14 protein-coding genes are annotated in these 16,780 nt (G+C 72.8%); 6 read left to right on the plus strand and 8 right to left on the minus strand.

The annotated features are described in order from the left end of the window. Positions 1–5 precede the first annotated feature (5 nt). From GKQ77_RS12940 to GKQ77_RS12955, 4 genes are read right to left on the minus strand one after another with little or no spacing between them, the layout of a single operon-like run. Positions 6–398: a YidH family protein gene (locus tag GKQ77_RS12940; RefSeq protein WP_219688867.1), complete on the minus strand. Its 393-nt coding sequence runs from the start codon at positions 396–398 to the stop codon at positions 6–8. Between the two features lie 57 nt (positions 399–455). After that, positions 456–1,001 (minus strand): NUDIX hydrolase, encoded by a 546-nt coding sequence (locus GKQ77_RS12945; RefSeq protein ID WP_372459867.1) that lies wholly within the window; start codon positions 999–1,001, stop codon positions 456–458. After that, entirely contained in the window at positions 989–1,816 is an 828-nt protein-coding gene (locus GKQ77_RS12950) for a cytochrome c oxidase assembly protein (protein ID WP_219688869.1), read from the minus strand. The genes GKQ77_RS12945 and GKQ77_RS12950 overlap by 13 nt, the downstream gene beginning before the upstream one ends. Continuing rightward, positions 1,813–2,301 (minus strand): DUF2243 domain-containing protein, encoded by a 489-nt coding sequence (locus tag GKQ77_RS12955; RefSeq protein WP_219688870.1) that lies wholly within the window; start codon positions 2,299–2,301, stop codon positions 1,813–1,815. Before GKQ77_RS12955 ends, GKQ77_RS12950 begins: the two co-directional genes overlap by 4 nt. A 270-nt stretch (positions 2,302–2,571) precedes the next feature. Here GKQ77_RS12955 and GKQ77_RS12960 point away from each other — a divergent pair, with 270 nt between their 5' ends. The 3 genes from GKQ77_RS12960 (at position 2,572) to GKQ77_RS12970 (ending at position 7,006) form a co-directional block, all read left to right on the plus strand. Next, positions 2,572–4,227, plus strand: coding sequence for an FAD-binding dehydrogenase (locus tag GKQ77_RS12960; RefSeq protein WP_219688871.1), 1,656 nt, complete (start codon positions 2,572–2,574; stop codon positions 4,225–4,227). A gap of 168 nt (positions 4,228–4,395) precedes the next feature. Beyond that, a complete protein-coding gene (locus tag GKQ77_RS12965; RefSeq protein ID WP_219688872.1) occupies positions 4,396–5,358 on the plus strand; it encodes a hypothetical protein in 963 nt (320 codons plus the stop codon). Between the two features lie 82 nt (positions 5,359–5,440). Further along, positions 5,441–7,006, plus strand: a complete 1,566-nt coding sequence (locus GKQ77_RS12970) for an APC family permease (protein WP_219688873.1) — start codon at positions 5,441–5,443, stop codon at positions 7,004–7,006. A 90-nt stretch (positions 7,007–7,096) separates the two neighbouring features. On the opposite strand, the gene GKQ77_RS12975 is transcribed toward GKQ77_RS12970, so the two are convergent. Next, positions 7,097–8,494: a GntT/GntP/DsdX family permease gene (locus GKQ77_RS12975; RefSeq protein WP_219688874.1), complete on the minus strand. Its 1,398-nt coding sequence runs from the start codon at positions 8,492–8,494 to the stop codon at positions 7,097–7,099. 115 nt (positions 8,495–8,609) lie between these two features. Then, entirely contained in the window at positions 8,610–9,116 is a 507-nt protein-coding gene (locus GKQ77_RS12980) for a gluconokinase (protein WP_219688875.1), read from the minus strand. Between the two features lie 186 nt (positions 9,117–9,302). Between GKQ77_RS12980 and GKQ77_RS12985 the strand changes: the two genes are divergently transcribed. The 3 genes from GKQ77_RS12985 (at position 9,303) to GKQ77_RS12995 (ending at position 13,706) form a co-directional block, all read left to right on the plus strand. After that, a complete protein-coding gene (locus GKQ77_RS12985; RefSeq protein ID WP_219688876.1) occupies positions 9,303–10,004 on the plus strand; it encodes a FadR/GntR family transcriptional regulator in 702 nt (233 codons plus the stop codon). A gap of 37 nt (positions 10,005–10,041) precedes the next feature. Beyond that, complete coding sequence (locus GKQ77_RS12990; protein ID WP_219688877.1) at positions 10,042–10,458, plus strand: YchJ family protein; 417 nt, start codon at positions 10,042–10,044, stop codon at positions 10,456–10,458. A gap of 368 nt (positions 10,459–10,826) precedes the next feature. Further along, positions 10,827–13,706 (plus strand): peroxidase family protein, encoded by a 2,880-nt coding sequence (locus GKQ77_RS12995; RefSeq protein ID WP_219688878.1) that lies wholly within the window; start codon positions 10,827–10,829, stop codon positions 13,704–13,706. 60 nt (positions 13,707–13,766) lie between these two features. Here the strand turns inward: GKQ77_RS12995 and GKQ77_RS13000 are convergent, their stop codons facing one another. Both GKQ77_RS13000 and GKQ77_RS13005 read right to left on the minus strand, forming a co-directional pair. Further along, positions 13,767–15,386 (minus strand): acetolactate synthase large subunit, encoded by a 1,620-nt coding sequence (locus GKQ77_RS13000; protein WP_219688879.1) that lies wholly within the window; start codon positions 15,384–15,386, stop codon positions 13,767–13,769. Between the two features lie 73 nt (positions 15,387–15,459). Then, positions 15,460–16,692: a helix-turn-helix domain-containing protein gene (locus GKQ77_RS13005; RefSeq protein ID WP_258021249.1), complete on the minus strand. Its 1,233-nt coding sequence runs from the start codon at positions 16,690–16,692 to the stop codon at positions 15,460–15,462. Positions 16,693–16,780 lie beyond the last annotated feature (88 nt).

Consider the following 16,780-nt stretch of genomic DNA (forward strand, 5'->3'; position numbering starts at 1 on the left):
GTCCGTCACCCCTCCCACCCGAAGAGCACGACCACCACCATGGCGAGCGCCACCACCGCGACCACCAGGCTCAGCACCGTCGGGAAGCGGCCCACCGGCAGGTCCTCGCCGCGCCGCATGGCCCGCTCGCAGCGCACCCAGTGGTTGACCGCCCGCAGCGAGCACAGGACGCCCGCGGCGAGCAGCGCGAGCGCGAGCCCGATCCGCCAGCCCCAGCGCAGGTCCGGCAGGAACTGGTCCACGGCGAAGCCGCCGCCGATCAGCGCGAGCGCGGTGCGCAGCCAGGCCAGGAAGGTGCGTTCGTTGGCGAGCGAGAAGCGGTAGTCCGGGGTGTCGCCCTCCTCGCGGACGCGTTCGGGCGCGAACCACAGCCTCAGGCTCTGTACGAAATTGCTCACGGCCGCACCATAAGCCGTGCCGATCAGCAAGCCGTGCCGATCAGCAAGCCGTGCCGATCAGCTCGCGCGGAAGGCCTTCAGGCGGTGGTAGGCGTCGAGCCCGTCCGGCACCCACTCCCACTCGTCGAGCCGCCCCTCCAACTCCTCGTCGGTGAGGAAGGTGTGCCAGGCGACCTCCTCGACCTGCGGGCTCACCGGCACCTCGCAGCGCACTTCGTAGAGGTACGCCCACCAGGTGCGCCCCGCGCCGTCGTCGTAGAGGAACTTGAACAGGGGAGTCGGGCGGGGAAGTTCCGCGACCCCCAGCTCCTCGCACGCCTCGCGCAGTGCCGCGTCGTCACAGGCCTCGCCCGCCCCGACCACACCGCCGACGAACATGTCGTACAGCGAGGCGAAGACCAGCTTGGTGGCGGTGCGGCGGTGCACGAAGACGCGGCCCTCGGCGTCCCGCGCCTGGATGAACACGCAGCGGTGGCGCAGACCCCGCGCGTACGCCTCGCCGCGCGGGGCCTCGCCGATCACCTCGTCGTGCTCGTCGACGATGGTCAGGACCTCTTCGCGGGGGTCGGGCAGGGGCCGATTGTGTGACGTCATGCCGGCCATCCAACCTCACCGGTCCTGCGGCGGGCGGTGGCCCGGGCGTGGGCGCGGCCGGTGGTGGCGTACCACTGGACGGCCACGGTGACGGTGAGGACGAGTTCGACCAGGTCGCCGCCGTAGTACATCAGCTGGGCGCCGGCGTGCAGGTCGGCGTTGGTGACGGCGGTACCGGGCGGCGGCGCGGCGTACAGGGTCTTGGCGAGTACGGCATGCGCGGTGCCGACCGCCAGCAGGGTCGTCCCGCGCAGGAGAAGACTCCAGCGGCGGCGCACGGGGTCGAGCGGGCAGACGGCGAAGGTGAACAGCAGCCCGGCGATCAGGACGTGTGTATGCACGGCGGCATGGAGCCACGGCTCGTGCCGCATGGCCGCGAACAGCCCGGTGCGGTACAGCAGCCACAGCCCCCCGGCATCGAGCAGGGCCGCAAGCGGCGGGAAGACCAGCAGGCCCGCGGCACGGGAGTGCACCAGGGCCAGCAGCCCCCTGCGGGCGGCACCGGGCGCCAGGGCGCGCAGAGCCAGGGTGAGCGGGCGGGCCAGGACGAGCAGCAGCGGGGCCGCCATGCCGACGATCAGGTGCTGGACCATGTGGGCGGTGAACGGCCCGCCCGGCAGCGGGCCCACCGCCGCCCAGGCCACTCCCGCACACCCGGCGGTGAAGGACACCTCCCGCCACCGGGGCCAGGCGTCCTGCCGCCGCCGCAGCCGGGCCGCGGCAAGCACATAGCCGGTGGCCACCGGCAACGCGAGCGCGACGGCAACCCGCTCGGGCAGGCCCGGGCCCGTGGCCGGCCCGGGATGGACGTGCGCGAGTGTCACGACGTGACCGCCCTGCCGCGGCGGGCCGCGCGGACCGCCAGTACCCCGCCGATCAGCAGCAGCGCCAGACCGGCGAGGTTCCACGCCCAGTCGTACGGGGTGACGTCCACGCCGTAGCGGATCTGGTGCAGGCGCAGCAGTTTGTGGTCCACGATTCCGTCGAACAGCTGGAAGACCCCCGTGCCCAGGAAGAACCCGGCCCACGCGTGGGCCGGGACCAGAGCGCGGCGGCGGCGCAGGTCGGCGTAGAGGAAGAACCCGGCGACCAGCCCCAGCAGCTCGCCCGTGTGCAGCAGTCCGTCGGAGAGCAGGCCCACACCGGGGGTGGAGCGGTCGTAGAAGTGGTGCCATCCCAGGAGCTGGTGGAAGACGATCTCGTCGACCGCGGCCGTCACCGCCACCCCGAGCACCCCGCACACCACCATCGACCTGCGCGGCTCGGGCCGCGCGCCGGGAGCCCTGTGCGGGTGGGCCGATGCGCTCATGGGTCTGCCTTCCTGCCGTACGGGTGCCGGGACGGGCACCGGTACCGGTCCGCTGCCCGGTACGCGGTGCGCTTGCTCGGTACGCCTACCCCCTCCCGCGGGCCGCGCCCGTCGGCCACGGCATCCGGGTGAGCCGTTCAGCCTCGGACCCCTTCCCCCGGCACACGTCCCAGAAGACGCACCCCTCCGCCGGTTGACGTGGGCCCTTCCGCTGCCCAGGATCTGACCCACCGGTAACTTCACGGGCCCCTGTCGAGGAGGACGACCCCTATGGCGTACGACGCAGATGTGATCGTGATCGGGGCGGGGCTCGCCGGACTCGCGGCGACCGCGGAACTCGTCGACGCGGGCCGCCGGGTCATCCTCGTCGACCAGGAGCCCGAGCAGTCCATCGGCGGGCAGGCACACTGGTCCTTCGGCGGCCTCTTCTTCGTGGACTCGCCCGAGCAGCGGCGGCTTCGCATCAAGGACTCCCACGCGCTGGCCCTCCAGGACTGGATGGGCACCGCCGCGTTCGACCGCCCCGAGGACCACTGGCCGCGCAAGTGGGCAGAGGCGTACGTCGACTTCGCGGCCGGCGAGAAGCGGTCCTGGCTGCACGGGCAGGGCGTGCGCTTCTTCCCGGTCGTCGGCTGGGCCGAGCGCGGCGGCTACGACGCGCAGGGCCACGGCAACTCGGTGCCGCGCTTCCACATCACCTGGGGGACGGGCCCCGGGCTGCTTGCGCCGTTCGTGCGCCGGGTGCGGGCCGGGGTCGCACGCGGCCTCGTCCAGCTGAGGTTCCGCCACCGCGTCACCGGGCTCACGCGCAGCGCGGGCGCCGTCGACACCGTCAGCGGCGAGGTCCTCGAACCCTCCGGCGTCGAGCGCGGCAAGGCCAGCAGCCGCGAGGTGGCGGGAACCTTCGAGTTCCGGGCCCAGGCGGTGATCGTGACCTCGGGCGGCATCGGCGGCAACCACGACCTCGTCCGCGCCAACTGGCCGGAGCGGCTCGGCACCCCGCCCGAGAAGATGATCTCCGGGGTGCCCGCGCACGTGGACGGCAAGATGCTCGGCATCGCGGAGAGCGCCGGGGCGCGCCTCATCAACCGCGACCGCATGTGGCACTACACCGAGGGCATCCAGAACTGGAACCCCATCTGGGAGCGGCACGGCATCCGCATCCTGCCCGGCCCCTCCTCGCTGTGGCTGGACGCGCGCGGCGACCGCCTGCCCGTGCCGCTCTTCCCCGGCTTCGACACCCTCGGCACGCTGCACCACATCATGGCCACCGGCTACGACCACACCTGGTTCGTCCTCAACCAGCGCATCATCGGCAAGGAGTTCACGCTCAGCGGCTCCGAGCAGAACCCCGACCTGACCGGCAAGTCCGTGCGCGGCGTCATCGACCGGGCGCGCTCCGAAGTGCCGGGCCCCGTCAAGGCGTTCATGGACCACGGCGTCGACTTCGTGGTGGAGAAGGACCTCGGCGCGCTGGTGCGCGGCATGAACGCGCTCACCAAGGAGCCCCTGATCGACGAGGCCGCGCTGCGCCGCACCCTCGTCGCGCGCGACCGCGAGATCACCAACCCCTTCACCAAGGACCTCCAGGTCACCGCCATCCGAGGCGCCCGCAAGTTCGTCGGCGACCGTCTCATCAGGGCCGCGGCACCGCACCGCATCCTCGACCCCAAGGCGGGCCCGCTGATCGCCGTCCGCCTCAACATCCTCACCCGCAAGACACTCGGCGGCCTGGAGACCGACCTCTCCTCACGCGTCCTGACCGAGGGCGGCGAACCTCTCGCCGGTGTGTACGCGGCAGGGGAGGCCGCCGGTTTCGGGGGCGGGGGAGTGCACGGCTACCGCTCGCTCGAAGGCACCTTCCTCGGCGGCTGCCTCTTCTCCGGGCGCACCGCAGGGCGAGCGGCGGCCCGCGAGGTGAGTTGAGCAGCTCTTTGCCAAGCGGGGTTCTCCCAGGTGAAGGGCGAAGTCCGCAGATCGTGAAACGAGTTGGTGAAGGGAGAAGGTTAGGCTGCCCTTGACGTGGACTGGTGCCTACCGCTTTGCTGTGCGTGATCATCCGTACGCGAACCGCGCCGGGGAGGAAGTCCCGCGGTGTCCCCACCCCCACCCCCACTGGGCCGTTCCCGCAAGAGGGCCGCGGCGCACGCTTTCGACGCCGCGCTCGACGACACCGAACTCGTCGACGCCCGGGCCGCGTTGGCGCAGGGGCGCTGGATCGAGGTCCGCGCGCTGCTCGCCGCCACCGGCGACGACTGGGACCGCAGGGGGCACCGCTTCGACGTCCTCGGACAGGAGCCCACCACCGCCGCCTGGGCCCGCGACTGGCGGCTCGTGGAGCCCGAGAGCTACGACGCCGAGGTGCTGCTCGCCTTCAGCGCCGTCCACAAGGCGCTGCGCGGCAAGGAACGCTCGGACAAGGTGCGCGCCCTGTGCCGCGAGGCGGCCACCCGCGTCCCCGCCGACCCGACGCCCTGGCTCGCGCTGCTCCTGCTCGAACGGTCGCTGGGCCGCGAGGAGGACGTCGTACGCCTCTTCGACGAGGTCCGCCACCGCCACCCCGAGCACCACCACGCCCACCACCTGATGGTCGCGAGGCTCGCCGAGCGCCGCCCCGGCGCGGGCCAGGACCCCCTGCACGAGGTGTACGACTTCGCCGCCTGGGCGGCCGAACAGGCCCCCGTCGACTCGCCGTTGGCGGTGCTGCCGGTCATCGCGCACGCCGAGCGCTACCGCGTCCTCGCCACCGCGGGCATGGAACCGCCCGACCCGGCGGCCTCCGGGCACTGGACCGGGCGCAGGGCCCGCGGTGTCATGAAGGCCGCCTTCGACTGGTGGCTGGAGTGGGAGACGCCCGGCGGGCCGTCCCACCCGCGCTGCCACGTCGACCTCAACTTCCTCGCCCACGCCAAGTGCTGCGAGGGCAGGGCGGCGGAGGCCGCCGCGCTCTTCCACCGCATCGGACACCACGCCACCCCGGCCCCCTGGTCGTACCCGGACCGGGAGCCGTACCGAGCGTTCACCGCCGCGCGCGCCACCGCGCTCGGCTCGGCCTGAACAGGCGCGGACCGGCCGTGCATACCCATTCCCCTTGATCCGTACCCCGAGACATCCGTACCCCCGAAAGGACAACCGCGCCATGGCGACGGGCAGTTCGAGCACGAGCGGCACCAGATCCCTCAGCGAACCGACGGGTGACAGCGGGATCAGCACGTACAAGGGGCAGGAGCGCGCGCTGCGCGCGGGCCGGCTCGGCACGGCGGGCCTGCTGCTCTCCGTGCTCGCGGCGACCGGCCCGCTGATGGTCGTCGCCGGTGTCATGCCCACCACCTACGGCGTGATGGGCATCGTCGGCCAGCCCCTGCTCTTCCTCATCCTCGGCGTCGTCCTCGCGCTCTTCAGCCTCGGGTACGCGGAGATGAGCCGGCACGTGCACAACGCCGGCGCGTTCTACGCGTACATATCCCGCGGCCTCGGCGGAACCGCGGGCGCCGGCGCCTCGGTGGTCGCGCTCGTCGCCTACAGCGCCCTCCAGGCGGGCCTGTACGGCCTGCTCGGCTTCGAGGTGTCCGGGCTGCTCCGGACGTATGCCGACGTCGAGGTCGCCTGGTGGATCCCGGCGCTGGTCACCGTCGCCCTCGTCGCCGTACTCGCGTGGCTGAAGATCGACCTGAACGCGCGCGTGCTCGGCGTGCTGCTGCTCATCGAGGTGGCGCTCGTCGTCATCTTCGACATCGCGGCCATCGCCGACCCGGCGAAGGAGGGCCTGTCCCTGGAGGCGTTCCACCTCGACACGCTCTCCGGCGCGGGCGTCGCCACCTCCCTGTGCTTCTGCATCGCGGCCTTCACCGGCTTCGAACAAGCCCCCGTCTACGCCGAGGAGACCAGCCGTCCGCAGGTCGTCGTGGCCCGCGTGATGTTCTTCGCCGTCGGCTTCGTCGCCGTCTTCTTCGCGCTCAGCTCCTGGGCGCTGACGGTCGCGGCGGGCCCCTCGGGAATCGTCCCGGCCGCGCGGGAGCAGAGCGCGGGCCTGCTCTTCGGCCTCACCGAGTCCCGGCTCGGCGGCACGTTCACCGACGTACTCCATGTCCTCTTCGTGACCGGCATGTTCGCGGCGATCCTCAGCTTCCACAACGTGGTCGCGCGGTACGCCTTCGCGATGGGCCGCGAGAGGCTGCTGCCCGCCGCGTTCGGCCGCACCAACACCTCCACCGGCGCGCCCGGCACCGGCTCGCTGCTCCAGACCGTCGTCTCGGTCGTGGTGGTCGTGGGCTTCGCCGTCGCCGACGACGGCGAGGCGGGCGACCCGACCGCTCCCGTGCTGCACCTGTTCACCTGGGGCGGCAACATCGGCGCGCTCGGCGTGATCCTGCTGATGGCCACCGCGTCCATCGCCGTCATCGTCTTCTTCGCCCGCCGCGGCGCGGCGCGCGCCCAGGCCTGGCGGATCACCGCGTCCGCGCTCGCCGCGGTGGGGCTCCTCGTCATCGCGGGCTACACCGTGAAGGACTTCGACGTCCTGGTCGGCGCGGGCCCCGACTCGGCGCTGAGCTGGGCGCTGCCCGGGATCATCCTCCTGGCGGCGGTCATCGGAGTGGTCCACGGGGCGATCCTGCGCGCGAGGAACCCCGAGGCACACGTGCGCATCGGCCTGGGCAACGAGGCGTTCCAACTGGAGAAGGCGTCGTCGTCGCCCGAGGCGTAGAAGAAACGGAGGGGCTGCAGGATGCAGCCCCTCCGGCGTTTGAGGAGCGGGGTCGGGGGCGGAGCCCCGAGGCGGTGCCCTCGGCGGGCGCTAGATGACCAAGGACAGCAGGAGAACAAGCGCCCCCGCCACCACAGAGATGATCGTCTCCATAACGGACCACGTCTTGATCGTCTGACCGACGTCCAGCCCGAAGTACTCCTTGACCAGCCAGAACCCCGCGTCATTGACATGCGAGAAGAACAGCGACCCCGCACCGATGGCCAGCACGAGCAGCGCGGTGTGCGAGGTCGACATGTCCGCCGCCAGCGGCGCCACAAGCCCCGCCGCCGAGATCGTCGCGACCGTCGCCGAGCCCGTCGCGAGCCGGATGGCCACCGCGATCAGCCAGGCGAGCAGCAGCGCGGGGATCGACCAGTCCTTGGAGAAGTCCAGGATCATCTGGCCCACGCCGACGTCGATGAGCGTCTGCTTGAAGCCGCCGCCCGCGCCCACGATCATCAGTACGCCCGCGATCGGGGCGAGCGACTTCTCGACGGTCGTGGAGAGGCGGTCCTTGGTGAAGCCGGCCGCCCGGCCCAGCGTGAACATGCCGACGATCACCGCGGCGAGCAGCGCCACGAGCGGCGACCCGATGACGTCGAAGACCCGCTGCACGGTGGCCTCGGGGTCGTCGACCACGATGTCCACCAGCGCCTTGGCCAGCATCAGGACGACGGGCAGCAGCACGGTCGCCACCGTGGCGCCGAAGCCGGGACGCCTCTCCAGGTCTTCCGAGGGGCGCTGCGGAATCATCTTCTCGGGGGCCGGTACATCCACCCAGCGCGCCGCGACCTTCGAGAAGAGCGGCCCCGCGATGATCACCGTGGGGATGGCGACGAGTACGCCGAGGGCCAGCGTGACACCGAGGTTGGCCTTCACCGCGTCGATGGCGACGAGCGGGCCGGGGTGCGGCGGGATGAGCCCGTGCATCACGGAGAGGCCGGCCAGGGCCGGGATGCCGATCCGCATCAGCGAGTAGTTGCCGCGCTTGGCGACCATCAGGACCACCGGGATCAGCAGCACGATGCCGACCTCGAAGAAGAGCGGCAGGCCGATCACGGAGGCGATGAGGACCATCGCCCACGGCATCGCGCGCCCGCCCGCCTTGGCGAGGATCGTGTCGACGATCTGGTCGGCGCCCCCGGAGTCGGCGAGCAGCTTCCCGAGGATGGCGCCGAGCGCGATGAGCACGCCCACGCCCGCGACGGTCGAGCCGAGGCCGGTCGTGAAGCTGGCGATGGCCTTGTCGAGCGGGGCGCCCGAGAAGGCGCCGAGTGCGAGCGACCCGATGGTCAGCGCGAGAAAGGCGTGCAGCTTGAACTTGGTGATGAGCAGGACGATGACGGCGATGCCCGCGAGGACGGCGATCCCCAGCTGGGCATGGCCCGCCGAGGTGATCGGCTCGACGGACCCCGCTGCCAGCATCTCGACGCTGAGATGAGTCACGGTGGGTTTCCTTGTACGAGGGTGCGAGAAAGCGCCCCGAAGGGGCGCGGGGCAGTGACATATGCGGCTCCGCCGCGTGGGCGCGACCAGCCACATACGGCCCGCAGATAAAACCTCAGCCGAGCCGCCCCAAGGCCTCAACGGCCCGCTCGGCGATCTCCTCGGGAGACCCGGCCACATCAACACAGACGCCCGCCTCATCCACCCCAAGAGGCTGAAGCGTGGCGAACTGCGAATCCAGGAGCGCCGTAGGCATGAAGTGCCCCTTACGCTGCCTCATCCGATCCTCGATGAGCTTCCGGTCCCCGGTGAGGTGGACGAAGACGACGTCGGGGGCGACCGAACGCAGCCGGTCCCGATAGGCCCGCTTGAGCGCCGAGCTGCTGACCACCCCACCGCGCCCCGCACGCCCGTGCGCCCACGCGCCGATGGCATCGAGCCAGGGCCAGCGGTCGTCGTCGGTGAGCGGCGTGCCGGAGGACATCTTCCGGACGTTCTCCGGCGGGTGGAAGTCGTCGCCCTCGGCGTACGGGACGCCGAGCCGGTCCGCGAGCAGGGGCCCGATCGTGGTCTTGCCGGTCCCTGCCACACCCATGATCACGACGACGTGGGGGGTGTTCATCGCTGCGTGCCTCGCTGTCTTCATCGACATTCTCGACATCACCGGCACCACCGACACAGGTCGGCCGGGTGGTGGCCGGTTCGGTTCGTTCACGCCACTGAAACCCATAAGGTATGACGAATTCAAGACCCTGTGACATAAAAGTCTGACTTATTGCTCGCCGCCGTCTCCTCGTAGGCTTCCGTCATGACCGCACAGACCCGAGGGCTCCACTCCCGCGTACTGGAAAGCCTCGGGCCCGCCATCACGGCGGGCGAGTACCCGCCGGGCAGCGTTCTGCGCACGGACGAGCTGGCCAAGCGCTTCGAGGTGTCCCGCTCCGTCATGCGGGAGGCGGTCCGGGTCCTCGAGTCCATGCACCTCGTCTCCTCCCGGCGCCGGGTGGGCGTGACCGTACTGCCCGCCGAGGAGTGGAACGTCTACGACCCGCAGGTCATCCGGTGGCGTCTCGCCGGCGCCGACCGGGCGCGCCAGCTGCGCTCCCTCACCGTGCTGCGCTCCGCGGTCGAGCCGGTCGCCGCGGGCCTCGCCGCCCGGCACGCCACGGCCGCCCAGTGCGCGGAGCTGACCGAGTGCGCGCTCGGCATGGTCGCCCACTCGCGCGGCCACCAGCTGGAGGCCTATCTGAGGTACGACGTCGCCTTCCACCGGGCCATCCTCAACTCCTCCGGCAACGAGATGTTCGCCCGGCTCGGCGATGTCGTCGCCGAGGTCCTGACCGGCCGCACCGCCCACCAGGTGATGTTCGAGGACCCCGACCCGCCCGCCGTCTCCCTGCACGTCCAGGTCGCCGAGGCCGTCCGGGAGGGCGACGCGGCCCGCGCCGAGGCGCTGACGCGGCAGATCGCCCTGGGCGCCCTGGAGGAGCTGGACATCCTGGCGCCCTGACACCGGGCGCCCGGCGCGGTCGGCGACAATGGACGCCATGTCCCGACGCGCCACGCCCCGCCCCGCACCACGCCCCACGACCTGCCCCTGCGGCCACCCCGAGCCGTACGAGAAGTGCTGCGGCCGACTGCACAGGGGCGAGGCCGCCGCGGCTTCCCCCGAGGAGCTGATGCGCTCGCGCTACAGCGCCTTCGCGGTGCGGGACGAGCCGTATCTGCTGCGCACCTGGCACCCCGGGACCCGGCCGCCCCGCGTGGAGTTCGACCCGGCGCTGCGCTGGGTGGGCCTGGAGATCGAGGACACCACCGAGGGCACCGCCTTCCACACGACGGGCACGGTGACCTTCCGGGCCCGGTACACCGACGGGGGCCGCCCCGAGGCCCTGCACGAGCGGAGCCGCTTCGAGCGGCTCGACGGGGCGTGGGTGTACGTCGACGGCACGTTCATCGACTGAGGGCCTGTCTTTCAACCCCCGCCCGCGCCCCGACGCCCGGCACGCACGCTCGCCGCAGGGCGACGCGCGCGCACCCCGTGTGCGGACGCCCGTCGGGACCCGGCCACCCGCGCGCCCGTGCGCGTGGGGCTGCTGGGAAGCGGAGGTTCACACGGGGTGTGTCCGGGCGGGCCGCCGCCGCCCGCCGGCCCGCGCCGGAAGCCCACGACGGGCCCAAACGCCCAGCCCCGACCGCCTGTTCGAGCCCCAGGGGCGACCCCGCACATAGGCGGGAACCCTCGCTGCGGGCGACCGGTGCCGCCAGTAGCGTCTGCCTGCTCCCTGTCCCTCACGCAGTCCCGTACGCCGTGCGATGGAAGAGGCGCCCGATGGCCGACACCGGACAGCACCATCAGCACCAGCAGCCCCAGCAAACGTACGAGCGCTATATGGGCGGCAGCCCCGAAGCGGAACGCCGGATCTGCGAACGCCTGGCCGCCGAGCTGATGCGGGTCCAGGAGAAGAACCGCCGCGCGAGCCGCGCCGCCGACCTCGAACGCGCCCTGCACGCCAAGGCCGCCCTCGGCGTGGAGAACGCCAGGCTCCGCTTCCACGACGACCTCCCCGAGGCGTTGCGCGGCGGCTTCGCGCAACCCGGCGCCTCCTACCCGGCGACCGTGCGGTTCTCCCACGCGAGCGGCGTACGGCAGGCCGACGGGGCACCCGACCTGCGGGGCATCGCCGTACGCGTGGCCGTGTCCGCCGAGGAGAGCCACGATCTGCTCGCCACCAACCACCCGGTCTCGCACGCCCGCGATGCCCGCGAGTTCGTGGCCTTCGCCAAGGCGATGGCGGGCGCCACGACCCGCGTACGGAAGGCCGTCGCGCTCTTCGTCAAGCTCCCGCTCGCCGTCGGCCCGTCCACGGCCGCCCGGATGCGCCGCAACGTCCGGGCCGGCGCCCGCCGTGAGGTCACCAGCCTCGCGGCCGAGACGTACTGGAGCCGCAGTGCCATCCTCTGGTGCGAGGCAGGCCCGGTCCGCTATCTGCTGCGCCCCCACGGCCACGGCCCCACCGCCAAGGCCACCCGGGGACGCCACGACCCGCAGTACCTGCGCCGCGATCTGGAGACCCGCCTCGCCCGCCAGGACCTCACCTTCGACCTGTGCGTCCAGCGGTACGTCGACGAGCGGCGCACCCCCGTCGAGGACGGCTCCGTCGAGTGGCGGGAGTCCGTCGCCCCCGCGCTGCCCGTCGCCACGCTCACCGTGCCGAGCCAGGACCTCGACACCGCGGGGGCACGCGCCGCGAGCCGGCGCGTCGAGACCATGGGCTTCAACCCATGGTTCACCACCGACGACTTCCGCCCCCTCGGCAACCTCAACCGGGCCCGCAAGGCCGCGTACGAAGCGAGCGCGGCCCACCGCCACGGCCTGCGCTTCGTCACCGGGGAACCGCTGCGCAACAGGGCGCTCGGCATCCCGGCCGAGGCCGCGTTCCGGCTCCTGAACCGCTATGTGCCCTGGCACAGGCTGCCGTTGGCGGCGAGCCTGCTCAACCTCGTCTTCCTGCGCAAGGCGCTGCGCCGCCGCAACCTCATCGACACCGACACGCACGAGGCACCGCCCAAGACCATGCCCGTGCCCGCCCCGCCCGACGAACGGCTGCGCACCGCCCGCTCGTACGACGGGTCGTACAACGACCTCTCCCGCCCCGCCATGGGAGCCGTCGGCGCGCCCTTCGGACGCAACCTCGAGCCGGTCCACCGGCCCGACCTCTTCGACATACCGAACCCGGTCACGGTCAGCCGCCAACTCCTCCACCGCGACACGTTCCTGCCCGCCACCTCGCTGAACGTCCTGGCCGCCGCCTGGATCCAGTTCCAGGTCCACGACTGGGTCAACCACCGCCGCCACAAGCCGGGCGGCAAGTGCGTCGAGGTGCCGCTGCCGCCCGGCGGCACCTGGCAGAACACCCCGGGCGGGCCCCCGGAGCGCGTGATGCGCTTTGCCGAGAACGAAGGCATCGAACTCCCCGGCGAGCGGCCGCCGATCCTCTTCGCCAACGCCGCCTCCCACTGGTGGGACGGCTCCGAGGTGTACGGCGAGAACGAACAGACCGCCAAGTATCTGCGCGAGCCGGACGGCGGCGCCAAACTCCGCCTGGACGAGGGGCACTTGCCGCTCGGCCCGAACGGCGTCCCGCTGACCGGCTTCGCCGAGAGCTGGTGGATGGGGCTCAGCGCCATGCACACCCTCTTCGCCCGCGAGCACAACGCGGTCTGCGACGCGCTGCGGCACGCCTACCCCTCGATGAGCCAGGAGAGCGTCTACCACACGGCACGCCTCGTCGTCTCCGCGCTCATCGCCAAGATCCACACCGTGGAGTGGACCCCGGCGGTCCTCGCCACCGAGGCCATCGACCTCGGCCTGCATACCAACTGGGAGGGCCCGCCCGGCAGTTGGCTCCAGAAGCTCGGCCTGTGGCTGCTGGAATCGCACTCGCTGACGGGCATCCCGCACACCCTGCCCGACCACCACACGGCGCCGTACTCCCTGACGGAGGAGTTCGTCACCGTCTACCGCATGCACCCGCTGATCCCCGACGACTTCGAGCTGCGCGAGCACCACTTCGGGCAGCGCCTGGAGACGCTCGGCTTCCGCGACATCCAGGGCGTCGCCGCCGAGGCCGCCCTCCGCAAGACGGGCCTCGCCGACACGCTCTACTCCTTCGGCATCGCCCACCCCGGCGCGATCACGCTCCACAACTTCCCGCGCGCGCTCCAGCAGTTCGAGCGCGACGGCGAGATCATCGACCTCTCCGTCGTCGACCTGGTCCGCACCCGCAGGCGCGGCGTGCCCCGCTACAACGACTTCCGCGAGGGCCTGCACAAGCAGCGCCTCCGCCGCTTCGAAGACCTCTCACAGGACCCCGAGACCGTCGCCCGCCTCAAGGACGTCTACCGCTCGGTCGACGAGATCGACACCGTCGTGGGCCTGTTCGCCGAGAACCCGCCGCACGGCTTCGGCTTCAGCGACACCGCCTTCCGCGTCTTCATCCTGATGGCCACCCGGCGCCTCCAGAGCGACCGCTTCCTCACCGTCGACTTCCGCCCCGAGATCTACACGCCGCTCGGCATCGACTGGGTCCAGAAGGGCGGCATGAAGTCCGTCCTGCTGCGCCACTGCCCGGACCTCGCGGGCCTGCTGCCGCGCGGGGCGAGCGCGTTCGCGCCGTGGCGGAATGTGCAGGACCGGGTGAGCCCGTGAATCAGCCCCTTTGGTACGCGACTGGGGTACGCGGCTGGGGTGCGCGTCCGCCGAGGGCTCTCAGCCGAGCGCCGGCACGACGCAGTCGATGAGCAGCGGCCCCGGCTCCGCCAGACCTCGCTTCAACGACGCCGCGAACTCCCGCACGGTGGTGGCCCGTTCCGCGGGGACGCCCATGCCGCGTGCCAGTGAGACGAAGTCCAGGGCCGGGGCGGACAGGTCGAGGAGCCTGCGCGCCCCGGCCCCGCCCGCCGCACCCAGCTCCAGGCCCAGAATCGCGTACGAGCGGTTGTCGAAGACGACCGTCGTGACGTCAAGGCCCTCCCTGGCCTGCGTCCACAGCGCCTGCGGCGTGTACATCGCGGCACCGTCACCCACCAGCGCGAGCACCGGCCGGTCGGGACACGCCACCGCCGCGCCCACCGCGAGCGGCAGCCCCTGCCCCATCGAACCGCCGGTCAGCGTCAGCCAGTCGTGCGGCGGCGCCCCGGCCGTCTCCCCGGGCAGCCAGATGCCCGAGGTGATGGCCTCGTCCACCACGATGGCGTCCTCCGGGAGCAGCGCCCCGATCACGGCCGCGGCCGACTCGGCAGTCAGCTCCCCGGAGGGCAGGGCGGGCCTCCGCGCCTCTTCCCGTACGGGGGAGACACCGGGCCCCACCACCTCGGCGAGCCCTTCGAGCGCCGCCGTCACGTCCTCCGCGCCCGCCGCGAGTACATGCACCGCACACCCCTCGGGCACCAGCACGCCGCCCTGCCCGGGGTAGGCGAAGAACGCGACCGGCGAGGCCGCCCCGGCGAGCACCAGGTGCCGTACGCCTGCCAGTTGCTCCCGCGCGCCGGACACGAGGTAGGCGAGCCGCTCCACGGCGGGCCGCCCCGCGCCACGTTCCAGGCGGGCCGGGAACGTCTCGCACAGCAGCCTCGCGCCCGTGGCCGCCGCCACCCGCCCCGCGGCCACGAGCCCGGCCCCGCGCGCGGCCTCCCCGCCGATCAGCAGGGCGACGCCCTCACCGGACCGCAGGGCGTCCGCCGCGCCCGTCACCGCCTCCACCGACACGAGACCGCGCCGCGCGGCGGTGGGTGCGGGTGGTGCGGCCGCCTCGGACCCCGCGTCGGGCTTCGTGTCGGGCTTCGCGTCGGACCAGGACACGTCGGCCGGCACGATCAGTGTCGCGATCGCCCCGGGCGGCCCGGTCGCCGCGGTGAGGGCCTGCGCGATGTCATCGGCGAGTTCGGTGGCGTGATACGTACGCCGCGTCCAGGCCGACACCGTGCCCGCGAGCGCCCCGATGTCGGACTCCAGGGGCGCGTCAAGGCGCTTGTGGCCGAGGGCGTGGTCGCCGACGATGTTGACGAGGGGCGTCGCGGCCCGGCGCGCGTTGTGCAGATTGGGCAGGCCGCCCGCGAGGCCGGGACCCAGGTGCAGCAGGGTGCACGCGGGGCGCCCGGCCATCCGCCCGTACCCGTCGGCGGCGCCCGTCGCCACGCCCTCGAAGAGGCAGAGCACCGGCCGCAGTTCGGGGGCCTCGTCGAGCGCGGCCACGAAGTGCAGCTCGGAGGTGCCGGGGTTGGCGAAGCACGCGCGGACGCCCCCGCCCACGAGGCCGTTGATCAGGGACCGCGCTCCGTTGATCGGGGACCGCGCTCGGCTGCTCGGGGACTGCGCTCCGTTCGGCATGGCGTTCCGCCTCTGCTCGGTGGCGAGGGCGCGCGGGGGGCGCCGGCGCCCGGTGCGTGGGAGAGGCCAGTCTTCACGGGGTGCGGGCCGCGGTGGCAGCCGGGATCCGGCCAGCCGCCGGTGACTCGCCGCCGGGGCCGAACCTGCGCCGGTAGTCGGAGGGACTGAGCCCCGTCTCCCGGCGCAGCCTGGCCCGCAGATTGGCGGCGGTGCCGAGGCCGCTGCGCCGGGCGACCACGTCGAGGCGTTCCTCACCGCGCTCGATGAGCCGGCAGGCCAGGGCCACGCGCTCACCGGTGAGCCAGGCCAGCGGGGTGGTGCCGAGCTGGGCGCGGAAGCGGCGGTGCAGGGTCGCCGGGCTGACCCCGGCGCGGGCCGCGAGCGCGGCCACGGTGAGGGGGCCTGTGCCGCTTGGTCCCGGCCTGCCGGGTCCCGTACCGCCAGCGCCCGTACCGCCGGGCCCCGTACCGCCGGGCCCCGTGCCGCCCGGACCCGTACCACCAGACCCCGTGCCGCCCGCCCCCGGCGTGGACGAGTCGCCCAGTCGCTCCTGCGCCCACGCAAGGAGGGGTGCCAGCGAGACGTCCGGCACGTCGGGCACCGGGCGCTCCACGAACTGACGCTGGCCGCCGTCCCGATGAGCGGCGAACACGAGCCGCCTGCTCACGGCGTTGGCGATCTCCGCTCCGTGATCGCGGCGCACCAGGTGCAGCCCGAGATCCAGTGCGGCCGAGCTGCCCGCCGCGGTGAGGATGTCGCCATCGTCCACGAAGAGCACGTCCGATTCGAGCCGTACGGCCGGAAACCGCTCCCGGAACGAGTCGGCCCACTGCCAGTGCGCGGTCGCCCTGCGCCCGTCGAGCACCCCCGCCTCGGCGAGCGTGAAGGCTCCGCTGCAGAACCCCACGAGACGGGCGCCGCGCGCGTGCGCCCGCCGGACGGCGTCCAGGACGGCGGGCCGCCGGGGCACGTCGGTGTCCGGCCGGTTGGGCACGATCACCGTGTCCGCCCCGTCGGCCGCGTCGAGCCCCGCGACTCCGCTGAGCGTGAAGAACCCGTCCCGCATGAGGGTGGCGGGCTCGGGGGAGCAGAGCGCGAAGTCGTACAGCTCGCGCCCCAGTTCGGGCCTGCGCAGGCCGAACACCTCGGTCGCGCAGCCGAGTTCGAAGGGGTTGGAGTTCTCGTCGACGATGACGACGACGCGGTGGAGCCGGCCCGGGACCGGCCCTGACGGACCCGGCCCTGACGGACCCGGCCCCGATGACCCCGGCCGGAGATCCGCCGCCTGAGAGGATTCTTGCGCCATGTGCGATTTCTAGCACTTACGCGGGCTGCCCGTCACGGCCGAGGATCACTGCATGACCACCGAAACGCACCCCTCCACCCAGCAACCC

It is taken from the genome of Streptomyces anatolicus, from assembly GCF_019400875.1.
Classification (GTDB): Bacteria; Actinomycetota; Actinomycetes; order Streptomycetales; family Streptomycetaceae; genus Streptomyces; species Streptomyces anatolicus.

What these genes read in the sequence shown, in the direction of transcription:
- GKQ77_RS12955 (WP_219688870.1), bottom strand. Translation starts at nt 2,301, where the DNA reads ATGAGCGCATCGGCCCACCCGCACAGGGCTCCCGGCGCGCGGCCCGAG.
- GKQ77_RS13000 (WP_219688879.1), bottom strand. Translation starts at nt 15,386, where the DNA reads ATGCCGAACGGAGCGCAGTCCCCGAGCAGCCGAGCGCGGTCCCCGATC.
- GKQ77_RS12970 (WP_219688873.1), top strand. Translation starts at nt 5,441, where the DNA reads ATGGCGACGGGCAGTTCGAGCACGAGCGGCACCAGATCCCTCAGCGAA.
- GKQ77_RS12960 (WP_219688871.1), top strand. Translation starts at nt 2,572, where the DNA reads ATGGCGTACGACGCAGATGTGATCGTGATCGGGGCGGGGCTCGCCGGA.
- GKQ77_RS12995 (WP_219688878.1), top strand. Translation starts at nt 10,827, where the DNA reads ATGGCCGACACCGGACAGCACCATCAGCACCAGCAGCCCCAGCAAACG.
- GKQ77_RS13005 (WP_258021249.1), bottom strand. Translation starts at nt 16,692, where the DNA reads ATGGCGCAAGAATCCTCTCAGGCGGCGGATCTCCGGCCGGGGTCATCG.
- GKQ77_RS12945 (WP_372459867.1), bottom strand. Translation starts at nt 1,001, where the DNA reads ATGGCCGGCATGACGTCACACAATCGGCCCCTGCCCGACCCCCGCGAA.
- GKQ77_RS12985 (WP_219688876.1), top strand. Translation starts at nt 9,303, where the DNA reads ATGACCGCACAGACCCGAGGGCTCCACTCCCGCGTACTGGAAAGCCTC.
- GKQ77_RS12980 (WP_219688875.1), bottom strand. Translation starts at nt 9,116, where the DNA reads ATGAACACCCCCCACGTCGTCGTGATCATGGGTGTGGCAGGGACCGGC.
- GKQ77_RS12990 (WP_219688877.1), top strand. Translation starts at nt 10,042, where the DNA reads ATGTCCCGACGCGCCACGCCCCGCCCCGCACCACGCCCCACGACCTGC.